We start from the raw sequence: 15,211 nt of genomic DNA, 5'->3' as shown, positions 1-15,211 counted from the left end.
GTTTCTCCTGCTTCAGTCGGACTGCTCGTCGCCGAGGATCGTATTGGCGATCGCGAAGGCGCTGTTCGCGCGGGGCACCCCGGCGTAGATCGCGACGTGCATGAGCACCTCCCGGATGTGCTCCGGCGGAACGCCGTTGCGGCGGGCGGCCTTCACGTGCATCGCGAACTCGTCCTCGCAGCCCACCGCCGCCAGGATCGCCAGCGTCAGCATGCTGCGGGTCTGCCGGTCGACGCCGTCGCCGCTCCACAGCTCGCCCCACGCGTAGCGGGTGATGAAGTCCTGGAAGCCCTCGGTGAACGGGGTGATCTTGGCGTTCGCGCGGTCCACGTGCTCGTCGCCGAGGACCTGCCGGCGCACCTGCATCCCCTGGTCGCGCCGGGTTTCGTCGTCGAGGCGGTCGGGCATCACAGGCTCCTCGTGAAGTGGTCCAGCAGCAGCCGGTTGACGGCCTCGGGCTGTTCGGCGTTGGCGAGGTGCGCCGCTGGGGAAAGCACTTCCAGGCGGGCGCCCGCGACGGCCGCGGCGATCTGCTCAGCGTGCGCCGGGGGAGTGGCCGCGTCCTCGGCGCCCGCGATCACCAGCGTGGGCGCGGTGATCTCGCCCAGCTTCGGCAGCAGGTCCATGTCGGCGATCGCCTCGCAGCAGCCCGCGTAGCCCTCGTCGTCGGCCGCGGCGAGCATGCCGCCGAACTTCTCGACGACGTCCGCCCGCTCGGCCAGGGCCGGGGTGAACCACCTCGGCAGCGACGGTTCGACCATCGTCTGCGTGCCCTTCTCCCGCACCAGCGCCGCACGGTCCCGCCACATCGACGCGGGGCCCAGGTCAGCGGAGGTGCAGATCAGCGCGAGCCGGTCAATGCGCTCCGGCGCGTGCTCGGCCAGCCACATGCCGGTCATGCCGCCCAGCGAGACCCCGGCGAAGTGGGCCCGGCGGATGCCGAGGGCGTCCAGCAGCGCGAGCACGTCGCCGCCTAGCTGCTTGAGCGTGTACGGCCCGGGCTTGCCCGCCGTGCCGCCGTGCCCGCGCTGGTCGTAGCGCAGCACCTGGAACTCCCGCGCCAGCGCGGGAACCTGCTCGTCCCACAGCGTCAGGTCGGTGCCCAGCGAGTTGGACAGCACGACGACCGGCGCGCCGTCGGGTCCGGTCAGCTCGTAATTCACGTTCACGGGTTCTCCAATTCGGCGTGTGCGGCCAGGGCGCGGTCGATGAAGGCGGGGGCGGAGCCGAGGTAGTCGGCCGGTTCGGTGGCCGCGACGACCTCGGCCTCCGAAAGCACCGCCCGAACCTGCGGATCGGCCAGCAGTTCCGCGCGCAGCGTCGTGCCCTCCTGCACCGCGCGGCGGCACAGCCGGGCGACGAGGTCCTGCGCCTCGGTGCGGCCGAGGCCGGCCATCAGTGCCCCGGCCGCGCTTTCTGCCATCACCAGACCGCCGGTGAGGGCGAGGTTGGCGGCCATCTTCTCGGAGTGCACGCGCAGGTCCGCCAGCAGCCGCCGGGCCTGCGCGGCCGCCGCGGCGACCAGGCGCAGCAGTTCGGTCAGCGGCTCCCACTCGGACTGCCAGGCCCCGGCGGCGCGCTCGTACTCCTGCGGCATCGCCGACAGCAGGGTCGCCACCAGGCCGGGCACCCGCCGGGTCGCGGCGGTGATCAGCACCGCCGACACCGGATTCTGCTTGTGCGGCATGGCGGAGGACCCGCCCGCCTTGCCCTCGGCGAGCTCGCCGACCTCGGTCTGCGCGTGCAGCTCGACGTCCAGGGCGATCTTGCCGAGCACCCCGGCCGCGGTGCCCAGCGCCCCGGCCAGTTCGGCGACCCGGGTCCGGTCGGTGTGCCAGGGCACGACGGGTTCGGCCAACCGGAGTTCGGCGGCGAGCAGCCCGACGACCCGGACGCCGTCGGCGCCGAGCGAGGCGAGCGTGCCGGCGGCGCCGCCGAGCTGGACGGCCAGCCGCTCGTCCCGGATGCGGCTGAGCGCGGCGATGGCTTCGTCGAGCGCGGTGAGCCAGCCGGCGCAGCGGCAGCCGAACGTCGTCGGCAACGCCTGCTGCAGCAGCGAGCGGGCGATCATCACGGTGTTCCGGTGCCGTTCGGCGAGCCTCGCGCATTCGGCCGCCGCGGCGCGCAGATCCGCGATGATCAGGTCCAGGACGTCGCGCGCCACCAGCATGGCGGCGGTGTCGATCACGTCCTGGCTGGTCGCCCCGCGGTGCACGTGGGGCTTCGCCTCGGCGCCCACCAGCGCGCTCAGCTCCCGCACCAGCGCGATCACCGGCGTCGCCGACGACACCGCGCGCTCGGCGATCGAGCCGACGTCGAACAGCTCGGCCCGGCAGTGCCGGGCGATCTCCTCGGCGGCCGGGACCGGGATGACCCCGGCCTCGGCCTGCGCCGAAGCCAACGCCGACTCGAAGCGCAGCATCGCCTGCAACCAGGCGGAACCGCTGGTCCGCTCGGCCGCCGCCGGCGTGCCGAACATCGGCCCGAACAGGTCGTCAGACCGCGAAGAAGACTGTTTCGCCATCGCCCTGGATCCGGATGTCGAAGCGGTAGCCGCGGTCATCGGCCGCCGCGACCAGCGTGCCGCGGCGCGCCGGGTCCACTGTAGACAGCACCGGGTCGGCCGCGTTGGCCTGCTCCTCGTCCGGGAAGTAGACGCGGGTGACCACCCGGTTGAGCATGCCGCGGGCCAGCACGGTGACGTCGAGGTGCGGCGCCTCGGTCGCGCCGTCCGGCGTGGGCAGCGGGCCCGGCTTCACGGTGCGGAACCAGAACCCGCCGTCGGCGTCGGTCGGGCACCGGCCGAAGCCCTGCCACGACGAGGACTCCGGGCGCGGGTCGTCGGGGTGGTCGAACCGGCCGTGCTCGTCGGCCTGCCAGATCTCGACCACGCCGTCCGGGATGGGATCGCCGTTGCCGTCGGTGAGCCGCCCGTGCAGCACGAACGCGCCCGGGTGCTCGGCGGCGGCGACCTCCTGGCCGCCGTCCCAGAGGATGCCGCCGGGCAGGGCGTAGAACGGGCCGACCGTCTGCGACGGCGTGGTGGCCGGGGGCTTGGGGGCAGCCATCAGTCGTCGTCCTCCTCTTCCTCGTCCTCGAACACCGAACCCTCCGGGCCGCGCAGCACGATGTCGAACTTGTAGCTCAGCGCCCACTCCGGCACGGTCGTGTCGAGGTCGAAGCGGGAGATCATCCGCTCCCGGGCCTGCTCGTCGCGCACCGAGTTGAAGATCGGGTCCTGGTGGAACAGCGGATCGCCGGGGAAGTACATCTGGGTGATCAGCCGCTGGGTGAACGCCTGCCCGAACAGCGAGAAGTGGATGTGCGCCGGGCGCCACGCGTTGTCGTGGTTGCGCCACGGGTAGGCGCCGGGCTTGATGGTGATGAACTCGTAGTTGCCGTCGGCGTCGGTCATGCACCGGCCGGTGCCGGAGAAGTTCGGGTCCAGCGGCGCCGGGTGCCGGTCGCCCTGGTGCCGGTAGCGGCCGGCGGAGTTGGCCTGCCAGATCTCCACCAGCGTGTTCGGCACGGGCTTGCCGCCGGAGTCCAGCACGCGGCCGCTGACGATGATGCGTTCGCCCAGCGGCTCGCCGTCGTGCTGCACGGTCAGGTCGTGGTCGCGCTCGCCGCAGCGGTCCTGCCCGAGCAGCGGCCCGGTGATCTCGGTGAGGTACTGGGGCAGGTACTGCAGCGGCTGCTTCGGGTAGCGCAGCGCGGACGAGCGGTACTCGGGGGTGTTCAGCGCCGGGTGGGACTGGTCGTCGCTGCCGTACTCCGGCAGGATCAGCCCGGCCGGCGACCGGGTCTCGTGTGTGGTCATCGCAGCTCCTCTTGCGTCCAAGCTGTCAGGCGGGCAGGACGACTGCCAGTCCCGGGCCGTGCACGTCGGTCATTTCGCGCCGCCGATCGTCGCCTTGAGCTCCCGCAGCACCGTCAGTTCGGTCTCGGTCGGCGCCGGCAGCACGGTCGGCTCGTCGACGACCTTCAGCTGCCAGCCCACCGCTTCCCGGGCCTGCTCGACCGTCGCGCCGGGGCTGAGCTGGGTGAGGGTGAGCTCGCAGGTCTCCGGGTCCGGCTCCAGCACGCCCAGGTCGGTGATCACCTTGACCGGGCCGCGGCCGCGCAGGCCGAGCTCCTCCCGGTCGCCCTTGCCGGTGCCGTAGCCGACGGAGGTGACGAAGTCGAGCTTCTCCACGAAGCTGCGCGGGCTCATCCGCATCACGATGAGCACCTCGCGGCAGGACGCGGCGATCTCGGGCGCGCCACCGGCGCCGGGCAGCCGGACCTTCGGGTTGGCGTAGTCGCCGCCGATCACGGTGGTGTTGATGTTGCCGAAGCGGTCCACCTGCGCGCCGCCGAGGAAGCCGATGTCGATGCGGCCGGGCTGCAGCCAGTAGTTGAAGATCTCCGGCACGCCGATCACGGAGTCTGCGGTGTCGGCCAGCACGCCGTCGCCGATGGACAGCGGCAGCCGGTCGGGCTTGGCGCCGAGCGTGCCCGACTCGTAGATCAGCACCAGGTTCGGGGCGTGCGTGCGGCGCGCCAGGTTCGCGGCGGTGCTGGGGAGGCCGATGCCGACGAAGCACGCCGCGCCGTCGCGCAGGGAGCGGGCGGCGCCGACGGTCATCATCTCGTCGGAGGTGAATTCGGCGGAGCTCATCGGGCACTCCTCTCGGTGCTGAGGACCTGGGTCTCCAGCCAGTTCTCGAACTTCTCGCGGTCCCGGCCGATCGGGTCCCACTGCTGGTAGTAGGCGTTGTCGCGCTCGTAGTAGCCCTGCGCGTAGGACGGGGCGGCGCCGCCGGGCACCTCCGCGACGGCGGTGACCACCCACTGCGGCAGCACGACGGCGCCGGGGCGCGGGGTCAGCTCGTCGACGATCTCCTCGACGGTGACCAGGGAGCGCTTCGAGGCCAGCACGGTCTCCTTCTGCACCCCGGTGATGCCCCACATCTGCACGTTGCCGGCCCGGTCGGCCTGCTGCGCGTGGATGATGCCGACGTCCGGGTTGATCGCCGGGACGGCGGCCAGCCGCTCGCCGGTGAAGGGGCACTCGATCATCTTGATGGTGTCGGTCTGCGCCGGCAGGTCGGTGCCCGCGTAGCCGCGCAGCACGGCGAAGGGCAGCCCGGAGGCGCCGGCGGCATAGCGGTTGGCCATGCCGGCGTGGCTGTGCTCCTCGATCTCCAGCGGCACCGGCCAGGAGTTCTGGATGGCGTCGCGGAAGCGGTGCAGCGAGCCGACGCCGGGGTTGCCGCCCCAGGAGAAGATCAGCTTCCGCGCGCAGCCCGCCCCGATCAGCTGGTCGTAGACGATGTCGGGCGTCATCCGGACCAGCGTCAGGTCCTTGCGGCGCTGCCGGATGATCTCGTGCCCGGCCGCGACCGGGATCAGGTGGGTGAAGCCCTCCAGGGCCACCGTGTCGCCGTCGTGGACCAGCTCCGCGATGGCCTCGTCGAGCTGCAGGATGCGAGCCACCCCGACCACTCCTCGCTGTGCGCATAGTGAACGTCTGTGCTTTCTGCGAACACTACGGCAGCGCGCAGAACCAGGTCAAGGGAAGGGCATGCGGTTTCGCCAGGTCCGGGGCCGTTCGTGGGCATGCGGGGGCCTGGTGTCGACGAGGGATCAGCCGGCCGGTCGTTCCGGGGCTGCGCGTGCCGCCAGGGCGGCCTGAGGTGGCTGCGCGCTCACGGCGCGGTCACGTCAGAGGTAGCCGGTCTCCGGCAGGTCGTCGGCGGGCAGGGCGAAGACGCCGACCGCTGCCTCGGCGGCGGCGGTCGCCTGGAGGTAGCCGGTCTCGCCCCAGGAGAGGAGGTCGCCGGCCTTGCCCGGGTGGACCAGCAGCCGCCGGTAGGTCCGGCCGCTGTCCGGGTCCGGCTCCGGCGGGTGCACGGTGGTGATCAGCGCGGCCATCCGCACCTGGGCGTACGGCGAGATGCCGTCGTCCACGCACTGGTACCCGAGGTAGTGCGGCTCGCCGATGCCGACGGTGACCTCTTCCATGGTCTCCCGCCGCAGGATGTCGACGTACTCGACCTCGCCGGGCTCCGGGCGGCCGCCGGGCAGCGAGTGCTTGCTGCCGTCGAGGCGGATGAGCAACCGGCCGTCCGGGACGAAGAGGAACCCGTACACCTGCCGCACCGGCAGGCCCTCGGGCACGGCGCTGGTGTGCCAGGTGAACTTGGGCATCGCTGCGGGTCCCTTCCACGAAGCCGGAAAAAGATCACCCTAGCCGAGGAGCCCCCGGAAGCCCCCGATCGCCGCGCCCCGAACTGCCTCGCGCCGGGTCGCCGTCCCGGCGATCTCGTCGAGGTCCGCGCGGTTCAGCGCGGCGGCTTCGACCTCGACGACGACCTCGGCCGCCGCCGGTTCGGGCAGCGCCAGGTCGTGCCGTTCCAGCCAGGTGGGTGTGGCTCCTGCGGTGTCGAGGACGATCGCGCGCATGCTCCCCGTTCTACCCGCTACCGCACGGCGCCTCGTGCTGCCTCGGTTGCCTTGTGCAGTGAATCCACGAGCAGGTCGCGGTACTTCTCGGCCGTTGCAGGGTCGTCGCCGGTGATCGCGTCGTCGATCGCCGACAGCGGCTGGACCGCGTAACCCGTGTACAGGCCTGGCGCGTAGACCATGTGCTTGTACCAGTCCCGGCCGGGCAGTCCTTCCTGCTGGGTCAACGCGCGTTCCTGGGCGATCAGCGCGTCGTTGATGGCGTCGGCGCGCTCGCCGCGGACGCCGTGCGCTTCGCTCTCCAGCCGCTTGGCCGCCGCGTGCCATTCCCGCGCCGCGGCGTAGGCGGGGGAGAGGTCGACGACCTGGCCGTCGGCCTGCTTCTCGTCCAGGTCCCGCAGATGGCCCTCGACCGCTGTCGCGTAGTCGGAGTAGAGCATCGGCGCGATGCCAGAACCGGCCATGCGCAACGCGAAAGTGCCCGCGTACGCGGCGGACGCCTCGTGGTACCGGTAACCGGGGTCGAGGAACTCGCGCATCATGCGCAGGTCGTCGTAGGCGCTGTGGTATTCGCCGCTCGGCGTCGACGTGCCGAACTCGGCCGAGGCGATGCCGAGGTGGTCCAGGAACGGCGTGTAGTCCGAGCCGCTGCCCAGCCGGTCCGGCACCGGAACCTGCTCGCCCGACGCCTGCTGCCAGTTCCGGTACAGCGTGCCGTGCTCGGGATCGCGGACGTCCTTGGCGATGTCGGCCAGTACCGCGTCGAGCGCGGGGACCGAGCCTGCGGAGAAGTTCTTGCCGCCGCCCGCGCCGTCCATGTTCAGGTACACCAGGGCGTTCTCCAGCAGGTCGGCGCGGTGCTGTTCGACCCATTCGGTCGCGCCCAGCAGCCCGTACTCCTCGCCGTCCCAGCCGGCCAGCACGATGGTCCGCTCCGGTTGCCAGCCGCGGTCGCGCAGTTCGGCCAGCGCCCGCGCCGCTTCCATCAGCGTCGTCCACCCCGACACGTCGTCCTTGGTGCCGTAGGTCCAGGAGTCGTAGTGCGCCCCCAGGACCACCTTCTGCTCCGGGTGCTTCGAGCCGGGGATCTCGACGATCACGTCGTTGACCGGGATCTGCCGGTAGTCGATGTCCAGGTCGAGGTCGACCCGGGTCGGACCGGGGCCCACCCGGTAGGTCAGGTCGAGGCCGCCTTGCCATTCCGCCGGCGCCTCCGGGCCTTGCAACGCGGCCAGCAGGTGCTGGGCCTGGCCGTAGGAGATCGGCGTGGTCGGCACGCTCGTCATGTTCTCCGCGTCCGACGGATCGAGGCGCGGTGTGTCCTGTGTGGATGGTCGTCCCGGCGTGAGCGGGTCGCCCGGGTACTGGAAGATGTACTGCACGCTGCCGCGCTGGATGCCGTCGGCGTTGCGCCACGGCCCGTCCGGGTAGACCCCGCCCCGGGTGGAGCCGTCGTCCGCGGGGTCGGAGTACAGGATCACGCCCGCGGCGCCGTGCTCTTCGGCGACCTTCGACTTCACCCCGCGGAAGCTCTGCCCGTAGCGGGCCAGCACGATCTTGCCCCGGACGTCGACGCCCATCTCGGCGAGCCGCGCGTAGTCGTCCGGCAGGCCGTAGTTGACGTAGACGACGTCCGAGGTGGCTTGCCCGGCCGGCGAATAGGCGTTGTAGCCGACGACCACGTCCTCGAAGTTCTCGTGCCACGGGTAAGGAGGTTCTTTCACCTCCAGCTCCCGCCGCTGCGGGCCGGTCATGGTCACCGCGATGTGCTGCGGCACCGAGGCGTAGACGCTGTAGCTCTCCAGCCTCGCGTCCAGGCCCCACCTGGTCAGCTCGTCCACCGAGTAGTTCGCCCTGCGCTCGGCGCCTTCGGTGCCGACCCGGCCGGGGTAGGTCGACATCGCTTCGCTCATCCGCGCCGCGCTGTCGGCATCGACCTCCCGCTGCAGCGCCCGCTCCCAGGACCGCAGGTCACCGGGTCCGCCCTGCGCGGTCGCCGGCGAGGTCTGCGCGGTGAGCCCGACCACGAGTGCCGTGGCCAACGCCGCCGAACCGAACAACCACCTGCGGGGCCGGAGCGGTGCGTGCTGGGACATCCGTCCTCCTGAATGCCGTGGCATGCAGCGAGCAAGATTCGGTTAGCAAGACGAAAGGTACAAAGGGCTATCCGGGCCGCACAACGATCACCACTCGTTTGCCCGGGTTACTCCTCGGTCGGGCCGCCGACGATGCCGAGCCGGGTGCACGTCGGGGCGTCCAGGTAGTCCAGGGCCAGGCGGCGGAAGACGTAGTCCGGGAAGGAGTGGGCGTAGCCGATGTCCGCATCGGACACCGGGCCGCGCGGCTCGAACTGCATGCCGGCGTACTTCGCCACGTAGGTCTCCAGCGGCACGCCGTGCTGCAGACCCAGCGAGACGGCGGCGAACAGGCTGTCCAGGAAGCCGCTGAGCGGGCTGCCCTGCTGCTCCACGCTCACCCAGACCTCGCCGAGCTTCCCGTCCGGGTAGGCGTTGGTGGTCAGGTGGCCCGTGACGCCGCCGATGTCGAACCGGAGGGTGTAGCCGCGGCGGCGGCGCGGCGGGTGCTGCCGGGCAGCGCTCTGATCCATCCGGATGACCCGGCGCCTGCGGCGTGCCGGGGCGTCGGTGCGGGCCATGCCAGGGGTCGCTCCTTCGTGGGGTAGTCCTATATGGACGATGCGGGACGGTACCGCAGCGCTGCGCCACCGCCGCGCCCGGGCGGCCGCTTCACATCCGGCGCCGCGCGCGCAGCGCCCCGTTCGACAGCACCACATCGGTGCCGAACTCGGCGCTGATCCGGGCCAGGGTGGCGCGGAGCCAGTCGGCGTCGGCGGCCGACGCGGGGTGCAGGCACATCTGCCTGGCCTGCATCGGGAGCATGCGCAGGTCGACGAGTTCGCCGCCCGCGTCCAGCGACGCGAAGAACAGCAGGCGCAGATCGTCGCGGTACTGCTCGTAGCCCGGGATGCCCTCGTAGTCGTCGATGAAGTCGCCGCAGCCGTAGAGCACGAGCCGGTTGTGGTAGATCTCGATCGGCCGCGGGTGGTGCGAGGAATGGCCGTGCACCACGTGCACCCCGCCGTCGATCAGCCGGTGCGCGAAGCGGACCTGGCCAGCCCCGACGCGGTACTGCCAGTTCGTGCCCCAGTGCAGCGAGACGACCACGACGTCGCCGGGCCGGGTCCGCTCGCGGATCTCGCCGGCGATCTCGGCGGCGCGCCGGTCGGAGAGGTCCGGCAGGAAGTTCACGCCCGACCGCTTCGCGGTCGCCGCCCAGCTCGCCGGGATGCCGCTGCACGCAGCGCCGTAGCCGAAGACCACGACCCGGCCGCGCGGCGTGCCGATCACCGCCGGCCGGCGCGCCTCCGCCGCGTCGTGCCCGGCGCCCACCCAGCGCAGACCCGCCCCGGACAACGCGTCGAGAGTGTCGTCGAGCCCCCGGCGGCCGAAGTCCAGGACGTGGTTGTTGGCGAGGCTGCAGACGTCCGGATGCCCGGCGGTCAGGCAGCCCACGTTCGCCGGGTTCATCCGGTAGTGCACGCCCTTGCCCGGGGCGAACTCGCCGCTGCAGGTGATGCTGGATTCCAGGTTGATCACCCGCACGTCGGGCGCGGCGACGTCGAGAGCGCGCAGTGCGCCGCCCCAGGGCCAGGCGAAGCCGACGGGCTTCGTGATCGGGCCGTTGCGCTCCTCGGCCGCCGCGACGTAGCTGCGCGCGTCGTGCAGGTACGCCTCGTGCAGGCCCGGATCGCCGGGGTGCGGCAGGATCTGGTCGACGCCGCGACCTGGCATCACGTCGCCGCACAGGAAGAGCCGGATCGGTTCCATTCCGCTCACGGCGTCAGCACGATCCAGACCTGACCGGGCGCGGGCAGCAGCGGCTCGCCCGACGGGCCGGTGTAGGTGGCCGCGGCATCGGGGGCGGGCCGGGACCAGGTGCCCTCGAACGATCGCCCGTCGCGGAGCACCGAGACCGCGCCGCTGCCGACCGTTTCGGCGATCGGGGACGGGTTGCCCGCGGCGTCACGGATCGCCGACTCGCGGACCTTGACCCGCTCGATCACCACCGTCGGCGGGCCGAGCCGCCCGCCGTCGACCGACGCGAACGGCGCCCCGTCCATCGAGGCCAGCCACCGGTTCTCCTCGGCGGACCATTGGAAGCCGACGGTGGCGGAGGGGAAGGTGACCTCGTAGTGGTCCGTCGGCGTGCCGCCGGCGGGAGCCGGCCCGGCGACGATCCGGTTCTGGCCCGGCCAGGGCGCGCCGGGCGGCAGCTTCGCCGGGTCGAGGAACAGGTTGTGCGGGGCGGTGCGCGACTCGTCGCGGGTGTAGGCGGCGGGCTGGTGCCCGTCGGAGGCGTCGGTCACCGGGGCCGCCGCGATGAGCGGCAGCAGTTCGGGAGCAGCACCGGAGTACGCGAGCGTCGGGTGGCCGAACTGGGGGAGCAGCACGGCGTCGGTCTCCCGCGCGCTGCGCACCGGCCCGATCGTCGGCGGCTGGTGCGAGGCGAAGATCGCCAGCAGGCGGCTGTAACCGCCCTCGACCGGCTCGACGTAGATCACGTCGGCGGCGCCGATGCCGACCGGCGGCCGTGCATCGGCCACGTTGTCGATCTTCACCGCGAGCACCGGCGGGCCCGGCGGCGGGATCCCGGCGGACGGCGGGGCGGTGCCGCTGGTGGCGGGCTGCTGTTCCGGCGGCGCAGGGGACCCGGCGCGCGGCGTCGAGAACAGGCCGCAGGCGGCCGTGCCGAACACCGCGAGCAGGATCAGCGCCGCTGCGAACAGCGTGCGCGTGCGCCCGCGTCGCATCGTTTCTCCCGGCAATCCCTCCGCGCTCCAGGCTACGCCCGCAGGGCGCGAAAGCGGGTCAGCGCCAGGCGAAGACCGGTTGCTCCAGGTCGGCGACGCGGGTGTCCCGGCCGTGCAGCACGACCTCGCGGAACTGGTGCAGGACCGCCGCGGTGGGGGCGTGCACGAGGGTGTCCAGCAGCGGCAGCTGGATGACCGGCCGGTCGGATTCGGCGATGGCCACGAACCGGGGCGCGACGTCCAGCTCGGACAGCGTCACCAGGTCCACCCGCGCGACCTCGTCCGGATTCGGCGACAACTCCGGCGCGGAGCCGACCCACACCACGATCGGCGCGATGACATAACCGGAGCGCGTCGCGTAGTCGTCGAGCCGCCCCAGCACGTCCTGCTCCCGCGCGGCCACGCCCAGCTCCTCGCGCAGTTCGCGCAGCGCGGCCTGCCGTGCGTCCTCGCCGGGATCGAGCCGCCCGCCCGGCAGCGCGAACTGGCCCGCGTGCGCGCGCAGCGTCGCGGCCCGGCGGGTCAGCCACACGCCCAGCTCGCCGCCGTCGCTGGCCAGGGTGATCGCGACCGCTGCGGGCCGGCGGCCCTGCAACGGGATTCGCCTGGTGCGGAACCGGGCCAGGCGGGCCGCGATCTGCCGGCGTGCGTCGTCCGGTCGCTGCGGGAGGGTGGCGAGTTCGTCGGCCATCGCGGTCCTTTCGATCGGGCGCGGGGGGGGACCGGTCAGCCGGGTGGCAGGCCGCGGCCCAGCAGGTCGAAGGCCTCGTCCAGGAAGTCGTGCAGGTCGGTGTCCGGGTCGGCCTCGTGCCAGGACTGGATCGAACTGCGCATCGCCGTGATCGAGGTGGCCGCCAGCAGCCGGACGTACCGGTCCGCGCGGTCCCGCCCGAGCCGCTGCGCGAGGCCGTCGGCGAGCGCGGCCTCCAGGGCGCGCGAGGCGAGCACGATCCGGCGCAGCGCCTCGGGGTGGTCGCGCAGCAGCCGCGCCTGGTCGCGCCAGATGGGCGCGGCCATCGCGGCGTCGATGGCCTCGCCGAGCGCGACGTGCGCCACCTGCAGCGGCGAGCGCTCGGCGGGCTGGGCCAGGATTCGCCGCGCGGTGCTCGCGACGCTCTCCGGATCCCAGGGCACCAGCACTTCTTCCTTCGCGGTGAAGTAGTTGAAGAAGGTGCGCGGGGAGACCTCGGCGCGGGCGCAGATGTCCTCGACGGTGACCGCGTCCATGCCGCGGTCCAGGAACAGCCGGACGGCCGCCTGCTGCAGGGCCTGCCGGGTCGCCCGTTTCTTGCGCTCGCGCAGCCCGCACGCCTGCTCGGCATCCGCGCTGCTCGCGGCCGTCGTCCTGGCCATCGGGGGCGTCCGTTTCTCTCGTCGGGGCGGCCGTCTCAGCCTAGTGCCCGGGTTCCGGCATCTCCGACAAACCGATGTTGCACCCGTGCATTTTTGCACAGACTGCAGAAATACGTTAGGGTCGCTAACCGTCAATGGGGTAGTTCTCGCCCTCGGCCGGGCGATCCGAACCAGTGCAGCGCCGCACCCCCGTCCCGTCGTGAGGAGGCTTCTTGACCGAGGCACAGCCGAGCTCACTGGTGCGCACCCTGGCATCGGCGCTGTGGTTCCCGATGTTCTTCATCGTCGGATTCATGGTGTGCTACCTGCTGCCCTTCCACGCCCCGGCGCCGCACAACATGCCGGTGGCGGTGGTCGGCGACCAGGCGGCGCAGCACCTCGACGCCGCCTTCGCCCAGGCGATGCCCGGCGGCATCGACGTCACCGCGGTGCCCGACGGGCAGGGCGCGCGCGACGCGATCCTGCAGCGCCAGGCCGTCGCGGCCTACGACCCGGCCGACGGGCAGCTGTTCTACGCGAAGGCCAACGGCTCGGCGCTGATGATGGTGCTGCAGCAGGTGTTCACCCCGATCGCCACGGCCGGCGGCCACCACCTGGCGCTCGTCGACCTCGCCCCGGCCGCGCCCGGCGACGTCATGGGCACCGGCCTCTTCTACGTCCTGCTGGCGATGAACATCCCGCCCTACATCACGGTGATGATGCTGCTGCGCGCCGCGCTGACCACCCGGCAGAAACTGCTGGCGCTGGCCGGAGTCGGCGCGTTCGCGTCCGTGGTGTGCTACTTCGCCGCGCTGTCGATGGACGTGATCTACAACGAACCGGTCCTGATGCTTATCGGCTTCCTGCTCACCCAGGCGGTCGCGTGGACGACGTTCGGGCTCGTGCCGTTCGTGAAGCAGTTCATCCCCGGCGTGGCCATGGGACTGTTCGTGCTGCTGAGCATGCCCTCCAGCAGCGGCGCCATCCCGAAGGAACTGGTGCCGGTGTTCTTCCAGTCGCTGCACCGGTTCCTGCCGCTCGGGCAGGCCGTGGACTCGATGCGCGGCGTCCTGTACTTCAACGGCGTGGGAGCCGTGCCCGCCGTCCTCGGCCTGGCCGCCTGGTGCGCGCTGGGCGTCCTGCTGGTGGTGTTCAACCAGCTGCGCATGAAGCGGAAGAAGGCCGCGGACCCGGAGGCGGTGACCACCGCGGGTACCTACGAGCACGAGGACGACAGCGAAGTCGTGGTGGACCCGGCGATCGAGGCGCCCAGGCCCAAGCACCACCACACCCTGGCCGGCACCGTGCGGGCCGCCGGCGGCGAGCCGGTGCCCGGCGCCATCGTGACCGTCACCGACCCGACCGGCGGTCAGCTGGCGCACCTGGTGACCTCGAACTCGGGCGAATACGAGGTGCACGACCTGCCCCGGCAGTACGTCACGGTGGTCGTCTCCGCGCCGGGCATGCGACCGGCGGTGGACCGGGTCGCGGTGCGGCCGGGACGCATCGCCGGCTACGACTTCGTCCTCGAGTCGGAAGCCCGGCACCACCGGATGGCCGGTGCGCGCTGATCAGCCGTCGGCTGGCCGGTGGCGCACGATCAGGACCTCCTTGAGATCCGCCACCGCGCTGCCGTCGTCTCGGGTGACGGCGGTTTCGCGGACCACGAACTCCAGTTGGCCGTTCTTCTTGGCGTAGACGTCGGTGATCACCGGGCGTAGCACCAGGGTGTCGCCGGCGTGGGCTACGGAGTGGTAGGTGAACCCCTGCTCGCCGTGCAGGACGTGGCGCAGGTCGATGCCGAGATCGGCCATGAAGCCGAAGGAATCCGGTCCTTGCAGGGTTAGGCCGAACAGGAAGGTCGGCGGTACCGGGAGATCTGGGTGGCCTGCTGCTCGGGCGGCGGATCGGTCGGTGTAGATCGGGTCCGTTTCGCCTATCGCTGCCGCGAACTGTTGGAGGCGGCCCGGTTCGATCTCTGCCTTGATCACGGGGAGGGGCTTGCCGATCACCGCTGGATCGATCGCCATCTTTTTGGGCGTCCTTTGCTGGGTGGGGGCGTGGTTGGGATCGTACGGGGGTTTGGGGGTTCCGGCCTTTGGCGGGGTTGGGCTTGGGGTTCTGGTTGGGGTTGGGGCGGGGTTGGGGCTTTTAGAGGTTTGGTGTGTTTTGGGGCCATCCCCGCGATGGGTGGATTGTGGGGGCTGCGGGCCGGAGGTCAAGCCCGGCCTGGCGGCCGCCCCTTCGGGGTTTCAGGCTTGACATCCGACCCGCAGCCCCTGGGCGGCTTTCTATCGCGGGGATGGCCCGGTGTGGGTTGGCTCGTTTGCGGCTTGCGTTGCGGGGTGGCCGTTTTCGGGTTGGTCGGGGCTGGTGGGGTTTGGTTTCGGGTTGATCCGTCGCAGGGGTCGGGCCGTTGTGGGGGTGGCTCGATTTCGCGGGAAATCGACCCCTGGTCGCCGGACACGGTGCGCATTGCCAATGGTGGCACGGTGGTTTTGGTGGCGGATGAGGTCGCCTTCGGCGTGTCGTGACCGTTTCCCTTGACATGACTCGGTTTTCGCGACCTGTGGTCGGGTGTTTCACCTGATCAAGCGACCA

At 71.8% G+C, this 15,211-nt stretch carries 17 protein-coding genes; 1 reads left to right on the top strand and 16 read right to left on the bottom strand.

Going from position 1 to position 15,211, the window contains the following annotated elements; all coding sequences use genetic code 11:
• Positions 1-12: 12 nt before the first annotated feature.
• From pcaC to AB0H93_RS06750, 15 genes are all read right to left on the bottom strand, one after another.
• Entirely contained in the window at positions 13-408 is a 396-nt protein-coding gene (gene pcaC, locus AB0H93_RS06820) for a 4-carboxymuconolactone decarboxylase (protein WP_358568571.1), read from the bottom strand.
• Complete coding sequence (gene pcaD / locus AB0H93_RS06815) at positions 408-1,169, bottom strand: 3-oxoadipate enol-lactonase (RefSeq protein WP_358568568.1); 762 nt, start codon at positions 1,167-1,169, stop codon at positions 408-410. Before pcaD ends, pcaC begins: the two co-directional genes overlap by 1 nt.
• Positions 1,166-2,524 (bottom strand): 3-carboxy-cis,cis-muconate cycloisomerase, encoded by a 1,359-nt coding sequence (gene pcaB, locus AB0H93_RS06810; RefSeq protein ID WP_358568565.1) that lies wholly within the window; start codon positions 2,522-2,524, stop codon positions 1,166-1,168. Before pcaB ends, pcaD begins: the two co-directional genes overlap by 4 nt.
• Entirely contained in the window at positions 2,496-3,068 is a 573-nt protein-coding gene (gene pcaG, locus AB0H93_RS06805; protein ID WP_358568562.1) for a protocatechuate 3,4-dioxygenase subunit alpha, read from the bottom strand. The genes pcaB and pcaG overlap by 29 nt, the downstream gene beginning before the upstream one ends.
• On the bottom strand, positions 3,068-3,820 hold the full coding sequence (pcaH, locus tag AB0H93_RS06800) for a protocatechuate 3,4-dioxygenase subunit beta (protein ID WP_132484165.1): 753 nt from the start codon (positions 3,818-3,820) through the stop codon (positions 3,068-3,070). The genes pcaG and pcaH overlap by 1 nt, the downstream gene beginning before the upstream one ends.
• A 69-nt stretch (positions 3,821-3,889) precedes the next feature.
• A complete protein-coding gene (locus AB0H93_RS06795; RefSeq protein ID WP_358568559.1) occupies positions 3,890-4,660 on the bottom strand; it encodes a CoA-transferase in 771 nt (256 codons plus the stop codon).
• On the bottom strand, positions 4,657-5,478 hold the full coding sequence (locus tag AB0H93_RS06790) for a CoA transferase subunit A (protein ID WP_358568556.1): 822 nt from the start codon (positions 5,476-5,478) through the stop codon (positions 4,657-4,659). The genes AB0H93_RS06795 and AB0H93_RS06790 overlap by 4 nt, the downstream gene beginning before the upstream one ends.
• A 228-nt stretch (positions 5,479-5,706) precedes the next feature.
• Positions 5,707-6,192, bottom strand: coding sequence for an NUDIX domain-containing protein (locus tag AB0H93_RS06785; RefSeq protein WP_358568553.1), 486 nt, complete (start codon positions 6,190-6,192; stop codon positions 5,707-5,709).
• A 39-nt stretch (positions 6,193-6,231) separates the two neighbouring features.
• A complete protein-coding gene (locus tag AB0H93_RS06780; protein ID WP_358568550.1) occupies positions 6,232-6,447 on the bottom strand; it encodes a hypothetical protein in 216 nt (71 codons plus the stop codon).
• A gap of 17 nt (positions 6,448-6,464) precedes the next feature.
• Positions 6,465-8,543, bottom strand: coding sequence for a M28 family peptidase (locus tag AB0H93_RS06775; RefSeq protein WP_358568547.1), 2,079 nt, complete (start codon positions 8,541-8,543; stop codon positions 6,465-6,467).
• Between the two features lie 107 nt (positions 8,544-8,650).
• Positions 8,651-9,103, bottom strand: a complete 453-nt coding sequence (locus tag AB0H93_RS06770; protein ID WP_132484160.1) for a hypothetical protein — start codon at positions 9,101-9,103, stop codon at positions 8,651-8,653.
• Positions 9,104-9,194: 91 nt separating this feature from the next.
• Complete coding sequence (locus AB0H93_RS06765) at positions 9,195-10,295, bottom strand: CapA family protein (RefSeq protein WP_358569494.1); 1,101 nt, start codon at positions 10,293-10,295, stop codon at positions 9,195-9,197.
• A 5-nt stretch (positions 10,296-10,300) separates the two neighbouring features.
• Complete coding sequence (locus AB0H93_RS06760) at positions 10,301-11,278, bottom strand: DUF3048 domain-containing protein (protein WP_358568542.1); 978 nt, start codon at positions 11,276-11,278, stop codon at positions 10,301-10,303.
• A 58-nt stretch (positions 11,279-11,336) separates the two neighbouring features.
• On the bottom strand, positions 11,337-11,969 hold the full coding sequence (locus tag AB0H93_RS06755; RefSeq protein WP_358568539.1) for a CoA pyrophosphatase: 633 nt from the start codon (positions 11,967-11,969) through the stop codon (positions 11,337-11,339).
• A gap of 35 nt (positions 11,970-12,004) precedes the next feature.
• Positions 12,005-12,631: a TetR family transcriptional regulator gene (locus AB0H93_RS06750; RefSeq protein WP_358568536.1), complete on the bottom strand. Its 627-nt coding sequence runs from the start codon at positions 12,629-12,631 to the stop codon at positions 12,005-12,007.
• Positions 12,632-12,843: 212 nt separating this feature from the next.
• Here AB0H93_RS06750 and AB0H93_RS06745 point away from each other — a divergent pair, with 212 nt between their 5' ends.
• A complete protein-coding gene (locus tag AB0H93_RS06745) occupies positions 12,844-14,181 on the top strand; it encodes a carboxypeptidase regulatory-like domain-containing protein (protein ID WP_358568533.1) in 1,338 nt (445 codons plus the stop codon).
• On the opposite strand, the gene AB0H93_RS06740 is transcribed toward AB0H93_RS06745, so the two are convergent.
• Positions 14,182-14,640 (bottom strand): MaoC family dehydratase N-terminal domain-containing protein, encoded by a 459-nt coding sequence (locus tag AB0H93_RS06740; RefSeq protein WP_358568530.1) that lies wholly within the window; start codon positions 14,638-14,640, stop codon positions 14,182-14,184. It abuts the gene before it with no gap.
• Positions 14,641-15,211: the final 571 nt, after the last annotated feature.

This window comes from Saccharopolyspora sp. NPDC050642 (assembly GCF_040654735.1).
In the GTDB taxonomy this organism is placed as follows: domain Bacteria; phylum Actinomycetota; class Actinomycetes; order Mycobacteriales; family Pseudonocardiaceae; genus Saccharopolyspora; species Saccharopolyspora elongata.
Note: the sequence above shows the minus strand (reverse complement) of the source record. Positions and strands in the feature narration are given on the sequence as shown.